The organism is Faecalibacterium sp. Marseille-Q4896 (assembly GCF_017377615.1).
Classification (GTDB): Bacteria; Bacillota; Clostridia; order Oscillospirales; family Ruminococcaceae; genus Faecalibacterium; species Faecalibacterium taiwanense.
The window spans coordinates 40,103-66,943 of sequence record NZ_JAFREG010000008.1 but is presented as its reverse complement, the minus strand read 5'-3'; the positions used below and the strand labels follow the sequence as shown (position 1 = coordinate 66,943).

The window sequence follows — 26,841 nt, the reverse complement described above, 5'->3', positions numbered from 1 at the left end:
TCTTACATTCAAAATGTGTGTTAGCGCTCATTCTGCCGCTGCTGTTTGCGTTGCCACTGATCCAGCAGCTTGATGATAGTGTCCTCCATCTGTTTCGGGGTGAAGCTGCGCGGGAAATACTTCCGCAGGGTGTCGTTTTTGATGACCACCTTGTCCAGCTCGTCCTTTTTCTCTTCTCCCATGACCGCAAAGGCAACATCATACGAGAAGTGCCCTTCCTGCGCCAGCCTTTTGAGCCGCTGCGCTTGGGAAAGGGACGGCGCATTCTGGGTGTCGTTCATAGCTTCTAAAAAATCCCGCTGTTGGCTTTCGTCCAGATAGGACAATTCCACAGCGGGATTGAAGGCGATTTTCTTTTCGTCCACCATGTCCAGAAGTTCGGGGACAAGGTTGGTCAGGCGGATGAAACGCCGGACGGTTTCACGGCTTTGATTGTTTTCAGCTCCAAGCTGTTCATTGCTTCGCAACTTCGACACAAGTTGTGTCGAAGTTAAATCCGACCTAGCACCTTGATTTTTTAGAGCCTCCAGCTTCATTTTGTAAGCGAAAGCCCTTTCACTAGGCAGAATGTTTTCACGCTGGAGATTGCTATCCACCATGAGCAAAACAGCGGCATCATCGTCCATGTTGCGGACAATGACCGGCAGCGCATCCAGCCCGGCAAGCTGGGCGGCGTGCTGACGGCGGTGCCCGGAGATGATCTCATAGCCACCCTCCGGGCGGGGACGGGCAATCAGCGGAGACAACACGCCGTACTGTTCCACGCTCTCCACCGTGCGCTGCATGGACTCATCATCCAAAACCTTAAAGGGGTGGTTCTTGAAAGGGAACAGCTCCCCGATGGGGATTTGCTGAACCTGTTCCCGCTGCTGCTCCTGTCGGGATTCTTCTGTGGAGAAGATGTCATCTGCCCCTTTCAGCGACACGTTTAAGCTGTTTTTCGGCATTCGCCATCACCTCCCTAGTCAGAGATTTATAGGCTTCTGCCACCTTGCCTTTGGGGTCATGCTGGAAAATGCTCTTACCCACAGCACTGATCTCCGCAGCGCGGACAGACCGGGGAATGGTCTGGTCAAACACTTTGATCTTGCTGCCGTAAGCACCCCGAATCAAATTGTCGATCTGCTGTCCGTAGTTGGTGCGGCTGTCGGTCATGGTCAGCAGAATACCCTCGATTTTCAGTTTCGGGTTGATCTGCCGCCGGACCTTTTGGACGGTCTGCAAAAGCTGTTCCAAGCCTTTTGCAGACAGATACTGCGCCTGCACGGGAATCAAGGTGGTGTCTGCTGCTGCCAGTGCATTGACGGTCAACATCCCAAGGGAAGGAGTGCAGTCCAGCAGAATGAAATCGTATTCGTGCTTTGCTCCTTCCAGCACCTGCTTGAGCATCTTTTCCCGGTTCATGCAGTTGACGAGAGACACTTCCAGCCCTGCTAGTTCGATGTTCGCCGGAATCAGGTCAACGCCCTCCGCATGGTGCAGAACGCCCTCGCCGGGCTGGATGGGCTGATCGTTCATGGCTTTTGCCATCAAGGTGGAAAGGGTTGTGGGCAGTTCATCGGGCTGCTGCCAGCCCATGCTGATGGTCAAGCTGCCCTGCGGGTCAGCGTCTACCAACAGGACTTTCTTGCCCTCCATCGCCAGCCCAATGCCCAGATTTTCGCAAGTAGTGGTCTTGCCAGTGCCGCCTTTCTGGTTGACGATGGCAATCGTGGTTGCTTTCTTTGAAATTTTCATCACCCCCGCATCGCTAAGTCGTGGTTGGTTTGGTTCTGGTAGGAAAGCTGCATCGTGGTGGGTGCGTTGTACAGAGAAGCGAGCAGATATTGTTTCATGTTTCGGATTGGGCTGCTGTTCTCTGCAAGGCACTTCAGCACAAAACGGATATGGTCGGCGTTCAGCTTCATAAACCGGCTGCGTACCACCTCGGCAGGTTTATCGTCCCCGGCAATGTGCAGTAGCTTACGGTTGGTAGCGCAGGTATCCACCAGCAAATTCACGATTTGATAGATGGTGTCCTCATCATCCGGGCAAAGCCGGAGCAGAAGGTCTACCTCCAAAGCCTGAGAAAAATATTCTTCCAGTTGTTCACGTTCGCTCATCCAGTCGTTTTCATCGGAAGAGATAGGATCAGTATCGCCTACCTCTGTATTATTTCTCTCAGTCTTATTACATCGTAGTTTGGCTGGATCTTGAAGCGTATTCTGGACGGTTCCAGAATCGTCATTATCACGATTCAAGTAGGGCGTTTTTGACGATTCTGACGAAAAATTCTTTACATAGATGAGGTCGGGCTTGCCCAGCCCCCTCCGTTTGCGTTCGATCAGGCCATACTCTTCCAGTTCTCGCAGCAGCTTGGTGGCCTTTTTATCGGCACAGCCCAGTGAATCCTGCACCTCCTGCACAGTATAGATGATGAACACCCGCCCAGCCTTGTCCAACCAACCATTCCGGGCTGACAGGCTCATGCGGTCCAGCAGGATACCGTACAGTGTTTTGGCATCTGTGGAAAGCGGTTGGAAGCGGCTATCCTGAAACAACAGCTTGGGAATCCGGTAGAAGGAGAACAGCTCGCTGGACTGCCCATAGAAGTAATCAAGGTCTGCGGTTCTTGTCGGCTTTTTTTCGGGCATAGAGAATATCCCATTTTTCAGGTGTGGAACGGAATACATTGACCTGCTTCTTATAAGGGCAGTGGGCATACAGGCAGGTGCGGAACTTGAAATCGGGTCGATAGTACGGGCACAGCTTGCAGCTGTCCGGGGCACGATCGGAACCTTCGCCAGCGGCGATCACATGGTGCATGGAGTGCTGAACATGGCGCAGAGCTTCGTTTCGCTTGTGGCTCACTTGGCATCACCTCGTTTCTCCAGCGGTGCCATCAGGTCTTTGTAGCAGGGAACCAGCACACAGGGCTTTGCCCGCTTGTAGGGGCATCCTTCGCACTTGCTGGGGCCTTTGGGCGGCTCAATCAGATAGTAGCAGTTCTCTTTGCCGAGAACGCAGCCCTTCTTTCGGTTCTTCCAGAAGAAGCAGTGCCGGCAATCTGCCGGGCGGGAAGCGTGGTAGCGGATACCGTCCATCGTGACGGTCAGAACTTTTTTCATCGGTAAACCCTCCTTTGGTGGATTCGGGAAGTTCAGCCCAAAAACAAAAAAGCGCGTTCCTCTTTCTGTTCCGAGAGAACAGCGAGTGAACGCGCTATGTATGGAGAAAAGTGTTTTGCACGGTTTCTGGTAGGAATGTGGAAAATAGATTTACACAAATTATCTTGTATTTACATGGATTTACAGGAAAGCGGCTACCAATTTTAGCAGAGAGCCGGAAAACAGAGTTCAAAAGGTGCTTTATGGGGCTTCATTAGCTGGGAAGCTGATTTTATTAGCTGAAACCGAAAATTCTGCTAATGGCATTAGCTGGCTAATTTTGGTGATAGGTTCAAAATGAAAAATGCGAAGATCGTCTTTCACATGGAAAAATGACCTTCGCATTTTCATAAAGGGATACCCCAGACAGGATTCGAACCTGCGGTCTCCTCCTTAGGAGGGAGGCGCTTTATCCAGCTAAGCTACTGAGGCATATTATGTATTATCGTTGATTTTTTGAAATTCAACGCACTTGGAAACGAATATGCAGAATGCTTTTCACACCGAAGTGACCGACTGCGTTGCAACTGGAACGGTGTTAAACTTGTTGCATCAAAAATTGTTGAGAAAACTTTGATTCCCGGTCTTGCTTTTGATTAGAGCAATCACTTCTGCACCCAAGGTATCAGGTTGACCGAATTCTTAGGAGGCTTGCGCTCTATCCATCTGAGCTACGGAGACGAATGCCCTATTATAATACAGCATTTTGCGGATAAAATCAAGTTGAACCGGAGGGCAAAATGGTGTATGCTATAGAGGAAATGAAAATAGCCGCGGCAGGCTTTGCCGCGTGCGGAGGAACTTATGGAAAAGGCAAAAGGGAAAAAGCTGTTTTACCGCCCGGCGGGCAAGCGCAAGGGGATGTATACGCCTACGCAGATCATCTGTGCGAGCTTTGTCATCGTGATCGCGCTGGGCACCTTTCTGCTCAGCCTGCCTGTTGCCAGCAAGCACGGGCGGCTGGATGTACTGGATGCCATGTTCACCGCTACAAGCGCTACCTGCGTTACTGGTCTGATCGTGCGGGATACCTGGACCCAGTTCACCTACTTTGGGCAGGCGGTGATCCTGCTGCTCATTCAGGTGGGTGGTCTGGGGTTGGTCACCCTCACCAGCTTCTTCGCGCTGGCTATGCGGCGGCGCATGGGCTTCCGCGATCTGCGGCTGCTGGGAGAAAGCGTCTCAGCGGACGGATATGCGCAGGCCAAGGACGTGCTGAAGATCGTGGTGGGACTGGCTGGCCTGTTTGAAGGCATTGGCATTGTGCTGCTGCTGTTCGCCTTTGTGCCGCAGTTCGGGCTGGAAGGCATCTGGGTGAGCGTGTTCACGGCCATCTCGGCTTTCTGTAACGCGGGCTTTGATCTGTTTGGCCGGTTCGGCCAGTATTCCTCACTGGCACCCTATGTGAACAATTACTATGTTCAGGCCGTTGTGATGTTCATGATCATTTCCGGCGGTCTGGGCTTCATGGTATGGGTGGAGATCGGTCAATACCGCAAAAAGCACCGGCTTTCCCTGCAGGCCAAGGTGGTGCTGAGCTTCTCGGTGATCCTGTGGCTCGGCGGCGCGGCGCTCATCGCGCTGATGGAGTGGAACAATCCTGCCAGCATGGGCGGGCTCTCTGTGCCCGGCAAGCTGATGGCGGCACTGTTCCAGTCGGTGTCCACTCGTACTGCGGGCATGAATACCATCGACCTTGCGGCCTGCGGCCCCATCACCAAACTGCTGATGAGCGCGCTGCAGTTCATTGGTGCGGCACCCGGCTCTACCGGCGGCGGCGTGAAGGTGACTACGTTCGCTGTGATCATCCTGACGATCCGCAGTGTGGCTCAGGGTCGCGACGACTGTGTGATCGCAGAGCACCACATCGAGTCCAAGACGGTTTATCGTGCTTTGACCATTATCGTGCTCGGCGGGCTGGCGGCGGTTGGCTCGGCTGTGGTGGTGTTCTATAACACCTCGGACGCTGTGTCGGTCATTGACGCTATTTTCGAGTCCTGCTCTGCCTTTGGCACAGTTGGCCTTTCGGTGGGCGTTACCGCTCAGCTGAACCGGGGCGCAAAAATCCTGTATATGCTGGTCATGTTCATGGGCCGTGTCGGCCCGGTGTCGCTGGCCATGAGCCTGACAGCAAAGCCGGACGACAACAAACGGAAGATCATGCCGGTGGGGCATATCAACGTTGGTTAAACGATTTTGAATGCCCTCCTAGAGTTGCGGCTCCCAGCATCCACTTCATGCCTTGAGCGGCATTCGTGTCTTGCTGGCCGCGGCCCCAACAACTCCTCCCTGCTTCTGCCGCAGGCAGCGGTCGTCGTTGTTGTACTCTGGGCATGTTCAGTGGAATTTGATTTTTATTTTTCGCATTTGTCGCAGCCCTGACGCTTGTCAGGGCGAATCCCTTCCATCTGCTAACGCAGACCGCTCGCCTGCTTGAAAGCCCCACTGGGGCTTTCATTGCTACGCAACCGCAGGGCTGCTCCAAATGCATTTTCACGAGTGGAGTCGTAGAGATAAGCGTCAGAGTATAACAAAAGTGGGTGCTATCCGAAAATAGCACCCACTTTTTTGTATATTGAAAAATAAAATTTACTCTGCGTACAGCTTTATGATGTTCAGCAAGATCTCAGTGCAGCGGTCCATGCGCTCAGCGGTGATGCACTCGCATACGCCGTGGAAATTGAAGCCGCCGGTGCCCAGATTGGGGCAGGGCAGGCCTTTCCAGCTCAGCATAGCACCGTCGGTGCCGCCGCGCACCGGAATTTCTTCCGGTTCCAGCCCGGCCATGCGGGTGGCCTTGCGGGCGGTCTCTACTAAGTGGAAATGCGGCTTGATTTTTTCCAGCATGTTGCGGTAGCTGTCCTTGATCTCCACGGTCACAGTGCCTTCGCCGTACTTTCCGTTCAAAAATTCGGCAATATCCAGCATGTTGTCCTTCTTGAACTGTAGCTTTGCGGCATCGTGGTCGCGCAGGATGTAGCCCAGCTTTGCGGTGGTCACATCGCCGTACATCTGGCACAGGTGGTAGAAGCCCTGCCGGCCCTCGGTCGTTTCGGGGCGGGCGGTGATGGGCAGCGCCTGATGAAACTCCATGGCCACATTGGAAGCGTTGATCATGGTGTCCTTGGCGGTGCCCGGGTGCACCGAGAAGCCGCGGATGGTCACGGTGGCGGAAGCGGCGTTGAAGTTCTCGTACTCAATGGAGCCGGCATCGCCGCCGTCCACCGTATAGGCAAAGTCGGCACCGAAGCCCGGAATATCGAACAGCTCTGCACCCTCGCCGATCTCTTCATCCGGAGTAAAGGCGATACACAGCTTGCCGTGGGGCAGGCCTTTTTCCTGAATGGTCTCAACAGCGGTCAAAATTTCGGCAATACCGGCCTTATCGTCGGCACCCAGCAGGGTGGTACCGTCTGAGGTGATGAGGGTCTCGCCCTTCATGGAAGTAAGGAAGGGGAACACAGAGGGCTTCATCACCATGCCGGTGGCGGGCAGAGTTACGTCGCCGCCGTTGTAGTTTTCCCACACAACGGGCTGCACATTCTCACCGCTGGCATCGTCGGCAGTGTCCATGTGGGCGATCAGGCCCAGAGCGTGTTGATCCTCACAGCCGGGCGTGGCAGGCAGGGTGCCATAGACGTAGCAGTGCTCGTCCACATGGGCATCCTCCATGCCAAGGGCCTTCATCTCATCCACCAGCTGGCGGGCAAGGTCAAACTCCCGTTCAGCGGAAGGGTGCGTACCGGAGTTTTCGTCCGAGGTGGTATGCACCCGGACATAATTCAAAAGCCGTTCATAAGCGCGCATAAGGCACACTCCTTTTATATTTCAGTGATGTATACTTCTCAGTTCCTTTATCATACCCTCTTTTCCGACAATTTACAACTGTTTTGCGCGTATTCATATGAAAAGATGAATCCTCATTTTTAAGGTGAACAAAATTCATGCAGCAAAATGCATCCATCTGTGCAGAACGTGCTACAATAGGTACAAAATAAGCCGGGAGGGAAGTTTTATGGCAACAAAAGTCTTTTTTTACACCCTGCGCCCCTACGATGAGCTGGGCATCGCGCAGCGGCTGGCACCGCAGTTGGACGTTGAGTTTGGCTCTACGCAGGAGTATCCCGCGCTGGAAAACGCTGAACTGGCAAAGGGCTATGATGCCGTGTCGGTAACGCCCTGTGATATGAGCGCGCCCATGGTCAAGCGGTTTCACGAGCTAGGAGTAAAGTCCATCTGCTGCCGTTCCATCGGCTATGACCACGTAGACCGCGAGACGGCCCGGGAACTGGGCATGAAGGTGGCAAATGTGGACTACCCGCCAAACGGCGTTGCAAACTTTGCCATTATGCTCATGCTGATGAGCCTGCGCAAGGCAGGGCACATCCTCAAGCGCGGCGAAGCGCAGGACTACTCCCTGCAGGGAAAAATCGGCCGCGATATTTCCACCTGCACTGTGGGTGTGATCGGTACAGGCCGCATTGGCCGCACGGTGCTGCAGCATCTGTCCGGCTTTGGCTGCCGCCTGCTGGCCTACGACCTGTACCCCAACGACGAGGTAAAGAAGATCGCCGAGTATGTGCCGCTGGAGACTCTGCTGGCGGAAAGCGATGTCATCACTCTGCACACCAACGCTACGGAGGAGAATCACCATCTCATCGACACCAAAGCAATTGAGCGCATGAAGCCGGGCGTGACCATCATCAACACCGCCCGCGGCAAGCTGATCGACAGCGATGCACTGATCGCCGGGCTGGAAAGTGGCAAGATTGGCGCGGCGGGCCTGGACGTGCTGGAAAATGAGAACGGCCTGTACTATTATAATCGCATGGGCGATGTGATCCCAAACCCGGAGCTGGCGGTTTTGCGCAGCATGCCCAATGTGATCCTGACCGACCACACGGCTTTCTACACCCACGAGGATGTGGAGAGCATGGTGCGCGGTGTGCTGGAAAGCGCAGTTGCCTTTGAAAAAGGCCAGCCCACCCGGCATGATGTGACGGACCTTTGATTTGTCCGGCAGACGATTTTGAATGGCCGCCGTTGCACTCTGGCCATCTTCAACGGAAACAGTATTTCTGAATAGAGCAGATCCCGGCAGACTGCGGTCTGCCGGGATCTGCATTTTCACGGGAGGGGGTGCAGCGGAAAACGGCATTCCGTTTGCTTGAAGCATCTGCCGGTTGGGACCCTTCCGGTGAAAAAGGGATTCCTGAAAATCCGCAGATTTTCAGGAATCCCCAATAAAAAATAATTATTCCGCTAAAAATGCTCAGAGCAAAGCGGAGAGCATTCAAATGGTAATCAACCCAGACTGATGCCCATGCGGCGGGCGACGGTGAGCAGGTCGCAGTTCTCCGGCACGTTGCGGGTCTTGCCTGCAATGTCGGCCAGACGGTTCTCGGTGACATGGCGGTTCACCATGGCAACGGTCACGCCGTAGCGCTCGATCTCCACCAGCTTTGCCGCATAGCTGCCGAACTGGGTGGCCAGCACACGGTCGTAGGCGCTGGGGCTGCCGCCGCGCTGCATGTGGCCCGGGATGCACACACGGGTCTCCATGCCGGTTTTTTTCTGCACGGCCTGTGCAATGCGGTTGGTGGCGGTGGTGCCAAAGCCTGCCTCGGCGCGCTTTGCCATCCATTCCTTGCGCTTCATGCCGGCTTCCTCGCAGTTGATGGCACCCTCGGCCACAGCGATGATGGAAAAGTTGGAACCCTTCTTTGCGCGGCGTTCCACGGCAGAGCACACACGGTCGATATCATAGGGCTGTTCCGGCAGCAGAATAATATCTGCACCACCTGCAATGCCGGAATACAGCGTCAGCCAGCCGGCCTTGTTGCCCATGATCTCAATGCACATCACGCGGCTGTGGCTGCCTGCGGTGGTGTGAATGCGGTCGATCACATCGGTGGCAATGTCCACGGCGGTGTGGAAGCCGAAGGTCACGTCGGTACCATAGATATCGTTATCAATGGTCTTGGGCAGGCCGATGATGTTCAGACCCTCCTGCGAGAGCAGGTTTGCGGTTTTGTGGGTGCCATTGCCGCCCAGGCACAGCAGGCAGTCCAGCTTGGCTTCCTTGTAGGTCTTTTTCATGGCGGCAACTTTATCAATGTTGTCGTCCTCCACCACACGCATCATTTTAAAGGGGGTGCGCTTGGTGCCCAGAATGGTGCCGCCCAGCGTCAGGATGCCGCGGAAATCGTCCTCGCACATCTCCTTGTAGTCGCCGTTGATCAGGCCGCTGTATCCGTTCAGGATGCCAATGATCTCCACGTTATCGCCCATGCGGGCATACAGTGCTTTTGCTACGCCGCGGATGGTGGCGTTCAGACCCGGACAGTCGCCGCCAGAGGTCAGGATTCCAACACGTTTTTTCATTCAAAAGCCCTCTTTCATTTGGTATTCAGCGCCGCGCGTTCTGCCTTTCAAAGTCAGTCTGCCCGGAGACCTACCTGTTTATAGTATAAGATTATTCCGGATGGGGGCTGCTGTCAAGAGAAGCGCAGAAAATTTACACGCTTCCACGGTGCATTTCTGCGGGCAGGAGAACAGCGGGAAAACTTTTGCAGAAAAAATAAAAAAATGGTTGACAAGCGCGGGCCTTTTGAGTATAATATCCCTTGTCAGCAGCGCACGGCGCGGCAGACAAACTGAATAATGGGGATTTGCATAGTGGTAGTGCGGTAGACTCTGACTCTACTTGTGGGAGTTCGATTCTCTCATCCCCAACCAAGAAAACCGCAGTCTCAACTGGCTGCGGTATTTTCGGGGCATAGCGCAGTTGGTAGCGCGCCTCGTTCGGGACGAGGAGGCCGTGGGTTCAAATCCCGCTGCTCCGACCAAAAAGAACCAGTACACATTCGTGTACTGGTTCTTTTTTGTCTCCGCGCGGGATTTGAACAGGGCGGCGGTGCGAAGCACCGCAAACAAAGCCATAGTATGGCTTTGTTTAGCCCGCGGGTTCCACCGGCTAGGAATGTCTAACAGGGTGCATGCTGCTAGGAGCAGCGGGATCTGCAACCCGAAAAGTTTTGACTTGTGTTCTAAATATGATATACTGGAAAAGCAAAGCCATATTTGGCTGCAGAACGGACAAAAAAAGCGAGGAAAAACAGAAACTATGCAGGAAATAAAAAAGAAAAAACGGGCGGTCGCGCTTTTTGTGATCGTTCTGATCTGCCTTTGCGGCTGGTGGGCTGTGCGGAAAGAGGGGTTCTTTCTGGATGAGATCTACTCCTACGGCCTTGCAAACAGCAGTTATGTTCCGTTTTTAAGCTGGCTCCATGGTGGAGAACAGGTGGCAAACGGCAAGCTGCCGGAGGCAGTGTTCACGCAGAGCGAGTTTCTGAATTATGTTGCCCCGCAGGGAAGCACACGGTTCGACTATGCGTCGGTCTACTATAACCAGACGCAGGACGTTCATCCGCCGCTGTTCTACTTTTTGTTGCACACGGTGTGCTCATTATTTCCGGGCAGCTTTACAAAATGGACGGGTCTGGGGATGAATTTTGTGCTGCTGGGCGGCACGCTGGCAGCGCTGTATGCGCTGGGCATGGAGCTGTTTGCAGACTGGAAAAAAGCATTGTTCGTCTGTGCATTGTATGCGTTCAACCGTGAAATGATCTCGAATGTGACGATGGTGCGCATGTATATGCTCATGACCTTGCTGACGATCCTGCTTGCGCTGCTGGTGGCAAAGTCTCTTCGCAGGCCGTCTGTGCCCAAATATCTTCTGATCGGTGTAACCATCTATCTTGGCATGATGACCCAGTATTTCTTTGTGGTCTATGCCTTCCTGCTGTGCGCAGCATATGACCTTTACCTGATGTTCCGGCGCGAATGGAAAAATGCTGCTGCATTTTCGCTTTCGGCGCTTGCGGGCGTTGGCGGAATGCTGCTCACCTTTCCGTGCTGGTATGCACAGCTGCACTCGCAGGATACGGTTTCGCTGGAGTCAACAGCAAACAATCTGCTGGATCTGGCGCAGTACCCCAAAGGCCCGCTGGAGCTGATCGGCTGGAGCATCGTCGGCTTTGCTGTAGGCGCAGGCATTATGGCCGTGCTGGTCCTGACGAAGCTGGGACAGCGCTGGCTGCCGGGCAAGTTGCGCGGCACTACGCTGATCCCCGGGGATGTCAAGCTGATCACGGTCCCGGCGCTTGCTGCATTTCTGGTTATCGCGGTGATCTCGCCGTATAAGTCGCTGCGGTATGTGTACCATCTGCAGCCGCTGGAAGCGTTGTTTTGTGGCTGCGGCCTTTTCTCCATTCTGGATACGCTGCGTGCAGGCACCAGAAAGCGCATTCTGCAGATCGTGTGCCTTGCAATGGTCGTGCTTGCATTTGTGATCGAGCCGGAGCGCATGTACAGCGGTACTTATAAGATAGACAAAGAACTGGAACAATACAGTCAGGCCGCCTGCGTGGATATTACCGGGGACCTTGGCAGTTTCACTTCCGGCGTGCAGGAGCTTCTCAAATTTCAGGAGGTCTGTGTGGTGCCGGACGATTCCAGTGAGCTGCTGGTGCAGTATAACACCGGCGAAAATGATACGCTGGTGCTGTTCATTGGAGGCCGGGGGCTGTGGCAGTTCGTGACGGCAGAACAGGTGGAGCAGATCACGGCCCAGAACATGGAAACTGCGTGGAACGTTGCCCGACAGGGCGGCTATGAGGATGTTTCGCTGCTGGCAACGCAGGAGTTTGAACAGATCTTTGTTTTGAAAAAGTGAACGCTTTGCGGCACAGCAGAAGGGAAAACTGCCTTTTTTGCGCGTGCTATATCGTTTTAAGGTAAAGTGTGCTAGAATAGTACCATCAACGATTCAGGAGGGTATCCCATGCTCAAACGACTGCGCAAAGCGCACCCGATCTTATTCTGCGTTCTGGCAGAAGTGGTCTTTCTGGCAAGCCTGTTCGTAACAGATCTTGTCTTTACCATTGCATTGGTTCTTTTTCGGGCGGATTTTGCGTCCATTGATACATACCTCTACAGCACTCTGCAGGAGCTGGTGGGGGCCATGGTGGCAGTGCTGTTTCTGGTACGGACAGACCGTGCTGGGCTGCTGCGCCGCCGCGGCAGCGGCTTTTTCAATGGCCTGCTGGTGGGCATGTACCCGCTGGTGTTCATTGGCTACAATGCCTTTGGGTCGCTGGTGCTGGGCCGGCCGGAGAACGGCGTGTTGCAGCCTGCGGCACGCATCGGCACCTTCCTTGTCAGCATGGCCATGGTGGGTGTGGCCGAGGAATTCATCTTCCGCGGTGTCATTGCCCAGACCCTGCTGGAGCACTTTGGCACCAGCCGCGCCGGTGTGTGGAAGGCCTGCCTTTTGTCCGGTGTGCTGTTTGGTGCGGCGCACCTGACCAATATCCTCAGTTCGGCACCCTTCGGTGTGCTGATGCAGTGCGTGTTTGCAGCATCGCTGGGCACTCTTTTTGCGGCAATCTACTTCCGCACCGGCAATTTGTGGGTGACGGTATTCCTGCATGGTGCCATGGATATTTCGTCCATGCTCATCGGTGGGCTGTACGGCACCACTACCGTGGCCGATGCGGTGAGCGGCTACGATGCATCCATGCTGCTTTCGGTGCTGCTGTATCTGATCCCCACCGCAGTTCTGCTGCGCAAAAAGAAGCTGCCGGAGGTACAGCTGTACTGGCACCAGTACGTAAAAAAATAAAGGCAGGATGCAAAAAATATCCTTGCATTTTGCACAGGGTTCTGGTATACTGTATCTGTTACCGTGGTACGGGGTTGGGAGTATGCCCGCTTTTTGGGAATGCCGTTTCCCGCCGCTGTTCCATTGGCACATAAAATTTTATAAAGAGGTATGTAACTATGAACAAGCAGGAAGTTATGGCCAAAGTCGCTCTGACCGAGAAGGACACTGGCTCTCCCGAAGTGCAGGTCGCTCTGCTGACCGCTCACATCAACGAGCTGAACGAGCACCTGAAGAAGAACCCGAACGATCACCACAGCCGCCGCGGCCTGATGAAGATGGTTGGCCGCCGCCGCAATCTGCTGGCTTATCTCCAGAAGAAGGACATCGAGCGTTACCGTGCTCTGATCGCAACTCTGGGTCTGCGTAAGTAATTTAAACAGAGGGCAGGTACCGCAAAGGTGCCTGCCTTTTGCTTTTGTATACAAATGGCAGCGGCTGCGTATTGCAGCAGTAAATCGAACGCCTGTGCCCCGAATGCTTTTTCATGGCGCGGACGGCTCACATCAACGGCAGAGACATTCCCCCGGTGGGGGAAATATCTCAAACAAAACCGGATGTGAACGGCACGGACGCTGGATTTATTGCTATGATGCGCGTGCCACCGCCTTTTGGATAGAAAAAATCCGAAAAAACAAGGAGGCAAAAACAATGGCAATTGAATTTGGTTCCCGCAGAGAGACCTTTGAGAACTACAAGGTCTACGAGACCATGCTGGCAGGCCGCCCGTTCAAGGTAGAAATGGGCAAAATGTGCGGTCTGTCCAACGCCAGTGCGCTGATCCGCTACGGCGAGACCTGCGTTCTGTGCAATGTGGTCATGAGCCCCAAGCCCCGCGAAGGCGTGGATTTCTTCCCGCTGAACGTGGAGTATGAGGAAAAGCTCTACGCCGCAGGCCGCATCCCCGGCAGCTTTATGCGCCGTGAGGGCCGCCCCGGTGAGCGCGCCATCCTGACCAGCCGCGTGGTGGACCGCCCCATGCGCCCGCTGTTCCCCAAGGAAATGCGCAACGACGTGTGCATCACCATGACCGTCATGAGTCTGGACCCCGACTGCAGCCCTGAGATCGCCGGTATGATCGGTGCTTCTCTGGTCACTGCCGTGTCCGACATCCCGTGGAACGGCCCCATCGGCGGCGTGCAGGTGGGTCTGGTGGACGGCGAGATCGTGCTGAACCCCACGCAGGAACAGCGCAAGGTGAGCGACCTTGCCCTGACCGTTGCCGCCACCATGGATAAGATCGTCATGATCGAGGCCGGTGCCAACGAGGTGGACGAGGACACCATGCTGAACGCCATCAAGGCCGCTCACGTGGAGATCAAAAAGATCATCGAGTTCATCAACCGCATCGTGGCCGAGCGCGGTAAGCCGAAGATCGATTTTCAGGTGGTGGGTCTGGATATGGACGTGTTCCACGCCATCCAGAACAAGTATCTGGACGACTTCAAGGCCGCTATGGACACCGACGACAAGAATGTGCGCGATGCCGCTCTGCTGCCCATCATGGACAAGATCGCCGAGGAGTACCCCGATCTGACCGCTGCAGACCTTGATCTGGTCAGCTACAAGATGCAGAAGTTCGTGGTGCGCCGCTGGCTGCTGGACGAGGGCAAGCGCGTGGACGGCCGCGGCATCAACGAGATCCGCCCGCTGGCTGCCGAAGTGGGTATCCTGCCCCGCGTGCACGGCTCCGGCATGTTCACCCGCGGCCAGACGCAGGTGCTCACCACCTGCACTCTGGGCGGCACCAAGGACAACCAGCTCATGGACGACCTGACCGACGAGCAGACCAAGCGCTATATCCATCACTACAATTTCCCGCCGTACTCTGTGGGCGAGGCCCGCGCACCGCGCAGCCCCGGCCGCCGCGAGATCGGCCATGGCGCACTGGCAGAGCGTGCTCTGGTGCCCGTGCTGCCCTCTCTGGAAGAGTTCCCCTATACCATCCGCTGCGTGTCTGAGGTGCTCTCTTCCAATGGCTCCACCTCTCAGGCATCCATCTGCGGCTCTACGCTGGCCCTGATGGATGCAGGCGTGCCCATCAAAGCACCCGTTGCCGGCATTTCCTGTGGTCTGATCACCGAGGGTGACCGCTGGATGACCATGCTGGACATTCAGGGCGTGGAGGACTTCCACGGCGATATGGACTTCAAGGTGGGCGGCACCCGCAAGGGCATCACTGCCATCCAGATGGACATCAAGATCGATGGCCTGACCTACGACATCATTGCCGAGGCCTTTGAGAAGTGCCGCAAGGGCCGCCTGTATATTCTGGACGAGATCATCAAGCCGGTGATCGCAGAACCTCGCCATGAACTGAGCCGCTACGCACCCAAGATGTTCAGCATGATGATCCCCACCGATAAGATCAAGGACGTGATCGGTAAGGGCGGCAAGGTCATTCAGGACATCTGCGCTACCTGCAACTGCAAGATCGACGTGCAGGAGGACGGCCATGTGTTCGTCTCTGCTGTGGATCAGGAGGACGCAAAGCGCGCCATCTTTACCATCAAGACCATTGTGGAGGACCCCGAGATCGGTGCCATCTACAAGGGTAAAGTGACCCGCCTGATGAACTTTGGTGCCTTCGTTGAGATCGCACCGGGCAAGGAAGGTCTGGTTCACATCTCCAAGCTGGACACCAAGCGTGTGGAGCGCGTGGAGGATGTGGTGGCTGTGGGCGATGCCATCGTGGTCAAGGTGACCGACATCGACCAGCAGGGCCGTATCAACCTGAGCCGCCGCGATGCCATTCTGGCGCTGGAAGCCAAGCGCGCCGAGCAGCAGGCACAGCAGCAGTAAACCCTGACTGCATAAAAGAAACCGAAAAAGAGGACCCGATGCAGATGCATCGGGTCCTTTTTGTTGTATCAGAAGAAAATTATACTGTGCGGTATTTGCGATCCAGCGCCCAGCCGAATGCAAACAGCACCACACCACTGACAGCCAGCACCGGCACGGGCCAGTTCAGCTGACCGGTCTGCGGCAGACCGCTCATTGCCGGGTTATCCGGGTGGCCCGGCAGAACGGGGCTGTCTGGATTACCGGGTGCTACCGGATGATCCGGATGGCCCGGAGCCACGGGATTGTCCGGGTGGCCCGGAGCCACGGGATTGTCCGGATTACCGGGAGAGACCGGGTTATCCGGGTTGTCCGGCGGGGTAGGCGTATCAGGATAATCGGGCGTAGGCGGGGTAGGGGGCGTAGGCGGCGTGTCCGGCTTGGTGGGGGTGTAAGCACCCACCTTGGGGCTGGCATCCACCGTATAATTCCACTTGCCATCCTCCGCCATGGGCAGAGAGACAAGGAACGGATTGATCGGCTCATAGCCCTTGGAAGCCTCGGTCTGCACGATCAGATACAGGCCCAGCTCCAGACCACGGAAGGTTACGCTGCCGTCCGCATCAATGGTCTTTGTGGTGCCCTCGGCGCTTTGGGGCAGATACTCCTGCAGCTGGGCCGCAAGGGTGCTGTCGGTCAAATCACCCAGCGCAATGCCGCAGCCGTAGAAATCGCCGCAGTATTCATAGCTCAGGTTGCCGTTTTGGCGCTTTACCTCGGCCACACGGTACAAAGTGAGCTTGCCGCCGCTCAGCGCCTTATCGTTGGCGCTGTCGTACAGCGTAACGCGGATGGTGCCGGTAGTGGGATTGCCGCTGCTGTCCACCAGCTTGATGTTTGCGCTGGTGGCAAGGGCAGGCAGCGCACTTGTTACCAGAAGGCACAGCACCAAAAGCAGGGCCGCAGCGTGCTTTTTGAGATCAGTGCGTTTCATGTTTTTCACCTCTTGTAGATTTGCGTTTGCGGTTGGAGAACAGCAGCCAGAGCAGCAGCACCAGCAGCAGGGGCAGTGCCATGATGGGAGCTGTGATGATCGGTTCGATCTTGATGGCATCGGCTGTTACACGGATGTGCTTGAGCTTGTCCGGCGTTTCGATGCGGCGTCCGCGCACCAGAAGGCGGTGGGAGTTGATGCCGTAGGGGGTGCAGGTCATCAGGGTGACGTAATCCTTACCGTCCACCACCTTGAGGTTGTCCGTCTCGGTGGGCAGAACGATGGAGATGTTGTCCACCTCATAGGTCAGCACCCGGTCCAGCACCGTGATGGTGAAGGTGTCGCCCACTTCCAGCTGGTCCAGATTGGTGAACAGCTTGGCGCTGGGCAGGCCGCGGTGGGCCGAAATGACCGCGTGGGTGCTGCCGCCGCCCACCGGCAGGCTGGTGCCCTCCAAGTGGCCTGCGGCGATCTGCAGCACGCCATCGCTGGTGCCGTGGTAGATGGGCAGCTCCACACCGATCTTTTCAATGGTGATGTAGCCCATGATGCCGGTGCCGGTGACATCCAGCGTGCTTTCGTAGGTGGGAAAGCGCTGCGGGAAATACAAAGCGTCCGGGTCGGCGGCGATCTGCGCATTGAACGCATCTGCCGCCTCGAAATAGGCGCTGTAGTCGGCATCGGTCAGATTGTCCACATCCTCGGCATAGGTGGCCACAGCACGGGACTGATGCAGCTGGTTGACGTAATCGCTGAGGGTGGGGTATAACATCACGGATAGACCCACGAAAAAGACGAGGATCAGGATGATAGTGCTTTTGTTCTTTTTCATGGGCTACTCCCTAATGTTATAAGGATAGGAGCGGGGGCCTTGCGGCCCCTTTGCTCCGGGTTCTTGGGGGAAATGGAGCTTACTTGTTCTCCATGCGCTTCTTGGTGACCAGCAGAACGATGGCCGCAACCATCAGGCCGCCGCCGACCACATAGAAGATGGTAGTGCCGATGCCGCCGGTGGAGGGCAGGGTAATGCCGCCGGCTTTTATGTTGACGATATCATTCGTCAGGTTGGAGCCTTCAAGATTAACCTGATCATTTCTGGAGTGGTCTGCTTTGATGGTCACTGGGATTACTTTGCAGGCACTGTAACCGTCAGGAGGGGTGATCTCCTTCAGGTAGTAAGTACCTGCGTCCAGACCCTTAACGTTGAACGTGCCATTAGCGGCAGATTTCATTTCAACAGCTTCTTTACCGAGTACGTCCTTGATGGGGTAGTAGAAGCCGTCTTTCTGGTAGAGTTGTACTTCACTTTGATCAGTGCAAGCTTCATCGCTGTACAGACGGAAGCATGCACCCTCCAGTGCGGGACCTTTCTCAGTGTCCTGATGCTTGGTGTTGTTCAGCTGGTAGGTGTACACATAGACTGGAGTGCTTTCGGGAGTTTTACCAATGGATGACTCGTCTTTGGGATTGTTGGAATAGGTAAGATAAACTTTATTTATGTTACTAGTAGAACCACCTGCAGTATTGACATAGGCTTTGTCGTTCAGGTGTGCAGTGTAGGTAACCGTAATCGTAGCGCCGTCATTCAAATCAAACCCTGCGTCTTTGGCACAGGCCTTAACATCAATGTTTACCACAAAAGAGTTTTGACTTTCAAGATCGGTAGTATCAATGGTATACTTCGAAGAATCGGTGATATTATAGGTGTTGCCATTGGATTTAATGACTACACTATCGAGTTCGTCATCTTTGTCATAAGTAATGCCATCGGACAGGGTATCATGAAAGATAACCGAGTACTTATCATAGTAATCGTAAGCACGGTTAGTGCTGTCGGGCAAGGTAGCGGTCAGCTGGAACTGGAACTTTTCGTTGATCGCATGGTCAGCGCTGGAACCAAAACCTCCTGTGCTGGTGCCATCCGGATTGTCATAAACTTTCTTCTCAACAGTGGGCTTTTCGGCCTTAGGCGTAATTGGAACGTTCCAGTTTCCTTTGGTAACCATCAGCAGGAAGGAATTGTAGGAATGATAGGAATCGTCTTTGGAAAAGTCGGTAGTATCAACGAACAGATAATAACCTGCCTTGGCCTCGGGAATGGTGAGGGCATTGCTACCAGCTCGAACGACGTATGTCGGGTTTGCATCATTCGAGTAGAGATAGTGGCATACAAAACGCGCGAAAGCGATGCTGTAATCATCGGAATCATGCCATTGGCTGATAACCGCAAGAACTTCCTGAGCAGATTTGGCATTGGTAAACAGAGGGCCGATATGATCAGCTTCCCTCAATTTGTTCAGAAAATCATCAGAATTATTGATGATGTTGCTGCCCCAATCAACGTTGGAAATCTTAAAGTCTTTAATATTATTACCCTCAACATCACCCTTGAAGATCTGGAAAGCGCTGTAAGTGTGATGTGAGTCGACGTCCCCCTCACTGTTTTCTGCAAACGCCGGGATCGCCATGGCGCACACCATGGCAACTGCCAGCAGTGCGGCCAGCAGCTTTTTGATTACTTTCTTCATCATGATTTGCGAAAGTCTCCTTTCAAGTTTTTCTGATTCCTATTTTCAGGGTCTGCTTCCGGCGCAGAATCAATTTTGCCGCCGTGTCAGGAAGGATGCAGGCTTTTTAACGTGCCCCCCTTTCGCGTCTGCGCTTTCTGCAAACCCCGCACACCAGAGCGGCAAGCATCAGCGCACCGCCGCCTGCTGTATACAGTTTGGTACCGGCCCCGCCGGTAGAGGGAAGTTCGTAGTCGGACGGATCGGCCTGACTGGTGATCACAAGGCTGTCGGTTTTTACCGACTCTTCGGCATCATCGCTGATGGTCGTGTCCAGAATCTTGATGTTATTGATTACTTCACCGTCAACAGCCGTTTCGCCAACGTCCTTCAGCTTGACGGTGTAGCAGATAGAATAGGTGCCTGCGGCAATGGGGGAACCGGCAGAACCCAAGGTGATCTTGCGCTCACCATTATCATCTTCCCAAGTGATGCGGAGCGCTGTATCGTCTTCTTTCATGCTGAGCTGGAGCGAGTCTTCGACATATTCGGCGGTTACGCCGGTGGGCAGGGTCATGCTGTCCGCAAGCGTCAGCGGGCCGGCCTGTTCGTTCTTGACCACAAGCGTAACAGTGTAATCCAGGTAGGCATCGCTGCCATTGTAGCGCGGGTCCTTCACGCTCTGGTTAAGGTCATAGTTCTTATCGTCTTTTTTATCCTCATCGGGGGTTTTATCCGGGTTGATGGTGATATCAAGGGCGTAATCTTTGTTGACCTCGATCTGATTAAAGCCGCTGCTGGTGACCTCGCTCTGGTTCCACTGGAAATTGAAGGCAACGTTGCTGGTGACCTTGGCATCGGAAGTATCCGCGCCTGCGGCTGCCTCCTCTTTCTGCTGGATATAGTTTTGGTCGTACCGCAGCACGGCGTACCAGCAGCCGTCATTCCCCTTGAGCAGCTGGTAGCTGCCGCAGGTGCCATAATTGCCGGTATCTTCCAGTTTGCCGGAGATAAGCTCATCGTTCAGCACATCAAAGCTCTTGGGCAGCTTAACATGGACACAGTAGCCGTTTTTCTGGATCGCTTGGGCCGGGATATCTGTGACGGTCAGGCTGCTGTGCAGAAGCTCCGAAATGGTGGTGACGTTGGTATCCTCGTATTCAGTGCCATTCTTGCGCTGCACCGTCAGAGCAGTGAGGTAATCCAGTGCATCCAGACCTTTGATGGTGGTAATGGCACCTGCGTCATCTTCGACTTTGAAATCCGGCGTAGCAACGCCGTAATCGGCCTGCTGCGCATTTGCCACAGACACCAGCGTTGTCACCTGCGAAGCATTCAGCGTGACTTCAGCCACCTTGCCATCCACATCGCCGGAGATCACGGTCAGGGTGCCGAAATCTTCGTCCACATCGCTCACGATGCCAACGGTGCTGGTATCCACGGTGTATTCCTCAATGTGGGGCGCGGTGTCGGTGGTGGCCGCAGCATCCATGGAGAGCAGGGCAATGTCGGCATCGGCGGAATCATCCTGCACCTGCAACGGCTGGCTTTCCACGGCCACAGCCTTGGTCACGGTGCCATTGTAAATGACGATATCACCGGGCATTGCGGCATCAGACGGCAGATCACCGTCAAAATCCATGGCATAGCCGCTGCCGGTCTCTTCGTTGTACAGCACGCTGCGCAGCTGGCTGTGCAAAGACAGTACGCTGGAAACCTGCGGGATCGCGCTCTGGGGGATGCCGGCATAGTTCAGGCAGTAGGAGAGGAACATTACATCCCACGAACCGTAGGAATTGCCGTACCATGCACCGTAGCGGGTATAATAATGTACGGTGGTGCCGTCGGCATCGTCCAGCTTAAAGTTTTTCTCGCTCTGCTCATAGCCCAGTTGACCCTGTGCCACGGTGAGCAGGTCTTCGTTCCACATGCCGGTCAGGGCAGTGCCAGTCTTGTCCAGCCAGTCGTCCTCGTCCTGCGTGCCGTCCAGCGGGTCGGACAGGCAGTTCACCGTGTGGTGATGCTCCGGCAGGCCGCAGACCAGCACTTCCTCGTAGCAGGCATCGGTGTGGTGGTGCACCGGGGTCTCGGTTACAGGATCGACCACCACGGGCTTTGCGGCCACCGGCTCCTCAAACAGGGCCACCGGGTCATAATCAGGGTTCACTTCTTCTACAAGCTCGCCCTCTTCCAGACCGCACACCAGCTCATAGGTGGTGGTGTAGCAGCTGTCGTCGTGGGTGTGCTCGAACAGATCACAGATCAGGCTGCCGTCCTCGGGGTCAAAGCAGTCGTCGGTGTGCTCGTGCTCTTCTTCCCGGCAGGTCAGCTCCTGCACTTCCTGGTAGCAGTCGTCGGTGTGCTCATGGGGCACAAAGATGTACTCCGGCTCTGCGGAATAGGCTGCAATGTCGGGATCATCCGCATCCACGCCGGACGCATCATCATCCATGTCGAATGTATCATCAAAAGACATGCCGTCGTCCGTCATGGTGGCGTTCCAGTCCTCCGGTTCGCCTTCCTCATAGCCGCACACCAGCTGCTTTTCATAGCAGGCAGCGGTGTGCTCGTGCTCCAACTCACCGCACAGATATTCGGCCGTTTTGGCAATGCCCACGCCGTGCAGCTGCCAGTTCACGAACAGGCTGGTGGTAAGCGCCAGTGCCAGCAGCAGCGCAGTATAGCGTCTGGCGCGCTGGTGGTTCCGACGGAACTTTTTCTGATATTCTTTCACAATATCCCGCATGATTCCTAAACCTCCTTAGTGGATCAACGAGAAGTTGGACAAGGGCCATACCCGCAAAAAAACCTTGCCTACGATCTGACTTCTTTCCACACAGCCGATCACACTGCTGCGGCTGTCAATGGAGGTGGCCCGATGGTCACCCAGTACGAAATACCGGTTTTCCGGCACCTGATAGGGAAATTTGATGTCGCATTCGCCCAGAGCCAGTTCATCTACATATGGCTCATCCAGCGTCTGGCCGTTCACAGTGACCACACCGTCCTCGTCCAGTTCGATCACATCACCGGGCAGGCCGATGATGCGCTTGAGCAGAAGCTTGTTCTGCCAGTAAAATCCGCAAAGGTCGCCGGTCTTCATGTCGCTGCCCTTGACCAGCAGAATGATGTCCCGGTCCTGCAGAGTGGGGTTCATGCTGTCACCGGAGACCTGCAGCACCGGCAGAAACAGGGTGGCCAGCAGCACGGCAACGGCCGCGACCACCAGCAGCGTGTAGACCGTGCTGCGCAGCACCCGCATATAACGGCTGCGGTAGGCCAGACGTTCGCGCTCTGCTTCCACCTCTGCTGTGGATGGAATGGGCGTGAACCTGATCTTTTGCTCTTTCATTTGGCACGCTCCTCCGGCAGGAATTCCGTGCTGTGATAGCCGTCCAGCAGTTCGCTGGCCCGGCGGTCAAAAGCGGCCCGGCGCTGCTGGATCTCCTGCTGCGTCCGGGCAAGCATTGCCTTGCAGTCCGCTTCGGTCTGGGCGCGCTTGCGTGCAGCGGCTTCCGTTTCCGCGTCGCACTGCTGCTGGGTGCGGGCCTTCAGGTTCGCAGCCTCGGTCTGTGCCTGTGCAAGGATCTGCTGGGCTTCGGCTTCCGCCTGAGCGCGCAGAGCGCTGGCAGCGGCATCGGTGTTTTTGTTTGCTGCGAGCACCGATGCAACGTATTCATCAGCCGCAGCCTGCGCCGCTTCAAACACCTTGTTCAGCTCCAGTGCAGCCTGCGCAATGGAACCTGCGTTTTCAATATGGATCTGCCGTTCCTGCAGCTGGGCAGACAGGGCAGCGTTTTCTGCCCGGAGCCGGTCCTCGCTCTGCTTGAGCGCCAGAATGATCTCGACTAATTCGGTGCGGCGCATGTGCCGCAGTTCACGGTCTGGCATAATGATCGATTTCTCCCGCAAAAAGTGGTCGGATTGGGCGAACGAAAACTTTCGACAAATACGAAAATTTTCGCACCACAAAACCACATTTGATATATCAGTTTTCGGCGTGAAAGCGCCAGTTTGATGAATGACCTTCCACCTTATATGTTAGCACAGTATGCGTAACAAAAGCGTAACAAAAATGCCTTTTCCGTGCATTTTTTTCCCAAAGCCAAAGAAAAATTGTTTCTTTTGATGTAAACGATTACACCGGACTGAAAATGCGTTAAAAACAAAAAGAACTGTCCTCACAACGGAGACAGTTCTTGAAAAACAGATGAAAATAGAAGCCGGATCAGAAGCTCTTCAGCAGATCGCCCAGAGTCAGGAAGGACTGGTAGATCACGTTGACATTGTTGATGATGGAGCTTGCACCGGAGAAGATGCGGGCAATGGCGTTGAACACCTTACCGACATTCAGGAAGCTGTTGTAAGCGTCGCGGGCACCACCGTCCAGATAGACCATTTCCTCTTCGCTGATGGAGGCATAGTTTGCGGGCAGTTTCATAGTAGACATGGAGATTTTCCTTTCTATTGATAAAATTGATACAGTGTGTGAAAAGACTTAAATAAAGGCAGCCACGGCCAGCGTGGTGATCAGAGCACCGGCTACCGTCAGAACGCTCAGAATCGGGCCGTCATCGTATTCCTGCGCGGTCTGTTCCGGCTGAGCGGGCGTGGATGTGCTGGTGGAAGTGGTGGCATTTTTCACGGTCCAGTGTGCGTACACAGTGGTATCACCGGTAAACACCGTAGAGGTGCTGATTTTTGTGCCGCCCACCGGCTCGGTATACCAGCCGTCAAAGGTGTAGCCTTCCAGCGTAGGCTGCGCGGGCAGGGCACTGAGTTTGCCGCTCAGATTGGTGGTGACTGCCACAGTGGAGCTGCTGCCGCCCATGGCATCCAAACCAATGGTGTAGACCTGCGAATCCTTGTCTTCTGCGGCAAAGGCAGAGGGCAGTGCACAGCAGAGCAGTGCAGCGCTGAGCAGACCGAGGACCAGCATTTTCAAGATCTTTTTCATATGACTCCTCGCTTTCCTGACGAATTGGGATGTGGTGCCTGCCGGGAACGGAAACACCAGAACAGACCTCGATGTCCCCGCCATGAGGCAGTAGACGAAAAAGCCGGGAAGAGGAGGTTTATTCAATCCTATATTTACCACATATAGTGTAACAAAAGTGCAACAAAATGGGCGTATTCTGTTGTTATGATGAAAAAAATTGGTTTTTCACAAATTGCAGGCTGCAAAAGGCGGCACAGAGCCGCCGCAAAAGCGGAAAAGTGGAACCTTCCCCTTGTGGAAAAACAAAGAATATGGTATAATATCTTGCACGATGCGCCATCGCCAAGCGGTAAGGCAGGGGACTTTGACTCCCCCATCGTAGGTTCGACTCCTGCTGGCGCAACCAAAAGCCCCGTCATCCTGAAAAGGCTGACGGGGCTTTTTGCATCACTTTTCCACAAAATGCGGCTGAACGGTGCAAAGCTCAGCGGCGGCGGATCTTTCTGGTGGGCTTGCGGCGGTTCCAGTTGTTCAAAAGGACCCACGCAAAGTAGATGATGATGGAAATAATACTCAATGTTATTACAACTTTGAGGTACAGACTGCCTAAGAATTCCTGAAAACGCGCCACCGTGAACAGCAGCGGGTTCAGGCTGACGTCCTGCCCGGCGATCAGGTCCACCACGCCAATGGTCTCACCGGCAAGCTTCAGCTCCACGGTACCCACCACATCGCCCTGCTGGATGGGCGCACTGACCGCATCCGGCAGGTGGAAATATTTCTGGGTCACGCTGCCGTCGCCGGTGGAGGGCAGCAGGGTCATCATGCTGTCGGCGGGATACAGCTGCAGGGAGCTGGTATCGGAGGAATACTTCACCGGGATCTCGGCCAGCGTAAGGTCGGTGTCCAGCGCGGCCTGAATGGAAAAGCTGTCGAACACCCAGTCCATCAGCTTCACGGTCTCGCACAGGGCCGGGCGACGGTTGGCGTAGCCGAAATCGTCGCAGGTGTCCGGGCTTTGCATCACGCAGAAAATATAGGTGGCACCATCCTTATTGGCCCATGAAACATAGCTCTGATTGCCACTGTCGCTTTTGAATGCGGTCACATCGCACATGCCGCCCTGCATGGCGCTGCGGTAGTATTTGCCGCCGCTGGATTTGCTCAGCGCGGCGTTCTGGCTGACCAGAACAGACGAAGAACGGTGTTTTTCTTTGGCGGGCATGGTAAAGCTGGGCGCACCGGAAACCTCCACAAAGGCATCAAAGCTCATCAGATAGCGCAGGATCAGGTACATATCCACGGCACAGGTCACGTTGCCGCTGTCGATGCCGCAGGCATCCGTCCAGGTGCTGCCGGTGGTGCCGATGCGCTGGGACAGGATGTTCATCTGGCTCACCCAGCCCGCGAGGTCGCCGCCGGAAAGGGCGTAGGCAAGGCCCATGGCGGCTTCGTTGGCGTTGCGGGTCAGCATGGCGTACATGGCTTCGCGGTAGGTAAAGGTCTCGTTGGAGCGCATATCGGCGTTGTTGGTGTTATAAACGTAATCCGAGATGGCAAAGGGCATCTGGAAGGTGTCGTCCAGATGGTCGGCATAGTTGGTCAGCAGCAGGGCAATGGTCATGTACTTTGTCAGACCACCGGCGGATACCTGCTTTGTGCTGTCCTTATCATAGACGATGATATTGGTATCGGTGTTGACGATATAGGCACTCTGTGCCTGCACCTGATAGACCGGGGTGGGGTCGAACATAGCCCCGGCGGGCAGTACGAGGCAGCTGAACAGGACAGCGAACGACAAAACCAGCGCAAAAATACGTTTCATGTGGACAATTCCTTTAAAAAGCGATAATATAAAACAACAGGCAGCACGGCACAGGTGCAGTGCGCCGGGTAAGAACGAGATCACAGCGGAAGGCTGTATTCTTTATAATAACAGGTTTGGCGGGGTGTGACAAGGCTTATTGTGCCGATTTCACATCCGGTCAGGGAGGACAGGAATGGTATATCTGACAGGGGACACCCACGGCGACATCGACCGCTTCAAGCACGGCAAGCTGCGCTGGCTGGGCAAACGGGATACCGTGGTGGTACTGGGCGACTTTGGCTTTGTGTGGGACGGCAGCAAGGAGGAACAGAAAAAGCTGGATTGGCTGCGCAAGCGCCCGTATACCCTGCTGTTTCTGGACGGCAGCCACGAAAACTACGACCTTTTGAAGCAGTATCCCACCGAGGAACGCTTTGGCGGGAAGGTGCAGGCACTGGGTGGCAATGTGTACCATGTGTGCCGCGGCAGTGTGCTGGAATTGGAGAATAAAAAATACCTGTGCTTTGGCGGTGCGGAAAGCCAGGATGTGGAGGATCGGGAACCCGGCGTGAACTGGTGGAGGGAAGAAATGCCTTCGGAGGAGGAATACGCCTTTTGTGAGGAGAACCTTGCAGCGTGCGATTACAAAGTGGATTATGTGCTGACCCACGATGCGCCAAGCAGATTTTTGGATTTTACCGCCCTTGCCAGCGGCGAGACTAACCAGCTGCACAGCTTTCTGGATAAAATTTTGTTGAAGCTGACCTACGACAAGTGGTTTTTTGGCTGCTACCATAAGGATACCCAGCTTTCCACCAAAAGCCGCTGCGTGTTCTGCGATGTGATAAGCATGGGCGAACGGCACGCAAAGCGTTCCGTTCGGTAACAGGGGCCGCTGCACCAGCCGTGCAGCGGCTTTTGCATTTGCTGTTGCTTGTGCGCA

Annotated in this window: 23 protein-coding genes and 4 tRNA genes; 10 read left to right on the top strand and 17 right to left on the bottom strand. The window is 55.0% G+C overall.

The features are described from left to right. Positions 1-20: 20 nt before the first annotated feature. From J3348_RS11750 to J3348_RS11725, 6 genes are all read right to left on the bottom strand, one after another. The gene (locus tag J3348_RS11750) at positions 21-947 is read right to left on the bottom strand and encodes a ParB/RepB/Spo0J family partition protein (RefSeq protein ID WP_112091998.1); all 927 of its coding nucleotides are present in this window, start codon (positions 945-947) and stop codon (positions 21-23) included. Continuing rightward, a complete protein-coding gene (locus J3348_RS11745) occupies positions 904-1,737 on the bottom strand; it encodes a ParA family protein (RefSeq protein WP_207699048.1) in 834 nt (277 codons plus the stop codon). The genes J3348_RS11750 and J3348_RS11745 overlap by 44 nt, the downstream gene beginning before the upstream one ends. Further along, positions 1,737-2,633, bottom strand: coding sequence for a DUF6017 domain-containing protein (locus tag J3348_RS11740; protein ID WP_207699047.1), 897 nt, complete (start codon positions 2,631-2,633; stop codon positions 1,737-1,739). The genes J3348_RS11745 and J3348_RS11740 overlap by 1 nt, the downstream gene beginning before the upstream one ends. Continuing rightward, positions 2,596-2,850, bottom strand: a complete 255-nt coding sequence (locus J3348_RS11735; protein ID WP_005924919.1) for a hypothetical protein — start codon at positions 2,848-2,850, stop codon at positions 2,596-2,598. Before J3348_RS11735 ends, J3348_RS11740 begins: the two co-directional genes overlap by 38 nt. Then, positions 2,847-3,107, bottom strand: coding sequence for a hypothetical protein (locus J3348_RS11730; RefSeq protein WP_005945283.1), 261 nt, complete (start codon positions 3,105-3,107; stop codon positions 2,847-2,849). The genes J3348_RS11735 and J3348_RS11730 overlap by 4 nt, the downstream gene beginning before the upstream one ends. A gap of 397 nt (positions 3,108-3,504) precedes the next feature. Beyond that, a tRNA-Arg gene (locus J3348_RS11725) sits at positions 3,505-3,578 on the bottom strand. 372 nt (positions 3,579-3,950) lie between these two features. On the opposite strand from J3348_RS11725, the gene J3348_RS11720 reads away from it, so the two are divergent. Further along, entirely contained in the window at positions 3,951-5,336 is a 1,386-nt protein-coding gene (locus tag J3348_RS11720) for a potassium transporter TrkG (RefSeq protein WP_207699046.1), read from the top strand. Positions 5,337-5,735: 399 nt separating this feature from the next. Here J3348_RS11720 and pepT read toward each other — a convergent pair whose 3' ends face one another. Continuing rightward, entirely contained in the window at positions 5,736-6,953 is a 1,218-nt protein-coding gene (gene pepT / locus J3348_RS11715) for a peptidase T (protein WP_005945298.1), read from the bottom strand. Between the two features lie 208 nt (positions 6,954-7,161). Between pepT and J3348_RS11710 the strand changes: the two genes are divergently transcribed. Further along, a complete protein-coding gene (locus J3348_RS11710; RefSeq protein WP_207699045.1) occupies positions 7,162-8,157 on the top strand; it encodes a D-isomer specific 2-hydroxyacid dehydrogenase family protein in 996 nt (331 codons plus the stop codon). A 293-nt stretch (positions 8,158-8,450) separates the two neighbouring features. Here J3348_RS11710 and J3348_RS11705 read toward each other — a convergent pair whose 3' ends face one another. Continuing rightward, the gene (locus J3348_RS11705) at positions 8,451-9,530 is read right to left on the bottom strand and encodes an ATP-dependent 6-phosphofructokinase (protein ID WP_097776657.1); all 1,080 of its coding nucleotides are present in this window, start codon (positions 9,528-9,530) and stop codon (positions 8,451-8,453) included. A 280-nt stretch (positions 9,531-9,810) separates the two neighbouring features. Between J3348_RS11705 and J3348_RS11700 the strand changes: the two genes are divergently transcribed. The 6 genes from J3348_RS11700 to J3348_RS11675 all read left to right on the top strand — a co-directional run bounded on the left by J3348_RS11700 (position 9,811) and on the right by J3348_RS11675 (position 15,672). Then, positions 9,811-9,884 (top strand) — tRNA-Gln (locus J3348_RS11700). A gap of 34 nt (positions 9,885-9,918) precedes the next feature. Continuing rightward, positions 9,919-9,994: transfer RNA gene (locus J3348_RS11695), tRNA-Pro, on the top strand. Between the two features lie 278 nt (positions 9,995-10,272). Beyond that, complete coding sequence (locus tag J3348_RS11690; protein WP_044954163.1) at positions 10,273-11,883, top strand: glycosyltransferase family 39 protein; 1,611 nt, start codon at positions 10,273-10,275, stop codon at positions 11,881-11,883. Between the two features lie 108 nt (positions 11,884-11,991). Next, positions 11,992-12,831, top strand: a complete 840-nt coding sequence (locus J3348_RS11685; protein WP_097773897.1) for a CPBP family intramembrane glutamic endopeptidase — start codon at positions 11,992-11,994, stop codon at positions 12,829-12,831. A gap of 158 nt (positions 12,832-12,989) precedes the next feature. Beyond that, positions 12,990-13,244 carry a 30S ribosomal protein S15 gene (gene rpsO / locus J3348_RS11680; RefSeq protein WP_005933138.1) on the top strand — a complete coding sequence of 85 codons (255 nt, stop codon included), beginning with the start codon at positions 12,990-12,992 and terminating at the stop codon, positions 13,242-13,244. 277 nt (positions 13,245-13,521) lie between these two features. Next, entirely contained in the window at positions 13,522-15,672 is a 2,151-nt protein-coding gene (locus J3348_RS11675; RefSeq protein ID WP_207699044.1) for a polyribonucleotide nucleotidyltransferase, read from the top strand. Between the two features lie 79 nt (positions 15,673-15,751). Here the strand turns inward: J3348_RS11675 and J3348_RS11670 are convergent, their stop codons facing one another. The 8 genes from J3348_RS11670 to J3348_RS11635 form a co-directional block, all read right to left on the bottom strand. Then, the gene (locus tag J3348_RS11670; protein WP_207699043.1) at positions 15,752-16,645 is read right to left on the bottom strand and encodes a SpaA isopeptide-forming pilin-related protein; all 894 of its coding nucleotides are present in this window, start codon (positions 16,643-16,645) and stop codon (positions 15,752-15,754) included. Then, positions 16,632-17,477, bottom strand: a complete 846-nt coding sequence (locus J3348_RS11665; protein WP_207699042.1) for a class C sortase — start codon at positions 17,475-17,477, stop codon at positions 16,632-16,634. Before J3348_RS11665 ends, J3348_RS11670 begins: the two co-directional genes overlap by 14 nt. A 79-nt stretch (positions 17,478-17,556) precedes the next feature. Then, complete coding sequence (locus J3348_RS11660; protein ID WP_242702976.1) at positions 17,557-19,176, bottom strand: SpaH/EbpB family LPXTG-anchored major pilin; 1,620 nt, start codon at positions 19,174-19,176, stop codon at positions 17,557-17,559. A gap of 103 nt (positions 19,177-19,279) precedes the next feature. Further along, positions 19,280-21,898 carry an LPXTG cell wall anchor domain-containing protein gene (locus J3348_RS11655; RefSeq protein WP_207699041.1) on the bottom strand — a complete coding sequence of 873 codons (2,619 nt, stop codon included), beginning with the start codon at positions 21,896-21,898 and terminating at the stop codon, positions 19,280-19,282. Positions 21,899-21,913: 15 nt separating this feature from the next. Further along, the gene (gene lepB, locus J3348_RS11650) at positions 21,914-22,504 is read right to left on the bottom strand and encodes a signal peptidase I (protein ID WP_207699040.1); all 591 of its coding nucleotides are present in this window, start codon (positions 22,502-22,504) and stop codon (positions 21,914-21,916) included. Then, positions 22,501-23,043, bottom strand: coding sequence for a hypothetical protein (locus J3348_RS11645; protein WP_005945339.1), 543 nt, complete (start codon positions 23,041-23,043; stop codon positions 22,501-22,503). The genes lepB and J3348_RS11645 overlap by 4 nt, the downstream gene beginning before the upstream one ends. A 337-nt stretch (positions 23,044-23,380) precedes the next feature. Further along, entirely contained in the window at positions 23,381-23,602 is a 222-nt protein-coding gene (locus J3348_RS11640; protein WP_223388047.1) for a hypothetical protein, read from the bottom strand. Between the two features lie 48 nt (positions 23,603-23,650). Beyond that, positions 23,651-24,109, bottom strand: coding sequence for an InlB B-repeat-containing protein (locus tag J3348_RS11635; RefSeq protein ID WP_044954164.1), 459 nt, complete (start codon positions 24,107-24,109; stop codon positions 23,651-23,653). Between the two features lie 314 nt (positions 24,110-24,423). Between J3348_RS11635 and J3348_RS11630 the strand changes: the two genes are divergently transcribed. Continuing rightward, positions 24,424-24,497, top strand: a tRNA-Gln gene (locus tag J3348_RS11630). A 78-nt stretch (positions 24,498-24,575) separates the two neighbouring features. Here J3348_RS11630 and J3348_RS11625 read toward each other — a convergent pair. Beyond that, positions 24,576-25,916, bottom strand: coding sequence for a D-alanyl-D-alanine carboxypeptidase (locus J3348_RS11625; protein WP_154261169.1), 1,341 nt, complete (start codon positions 25,914-25,916; stop codon positions 24,576-24,578). 175 nt (positions 25,917-26,091) lie between these two features. Here J3348_RS11625 and J3348_RS11620 point away from each other — a divergent pair, with 175 nt between their 5' ends. Further along, complete coding sequence (locus J3348_RS11620) at positions 26,092-26,784, top strand: metallophosphoesterase (RefSeq protein ID WP_097773889.1); 693 nt, start codon at positions 26,092-26,094, stop codon at positions 26,782-26,784. Positions 26,785-26,841: the final 57 nt, after the last annotated feature.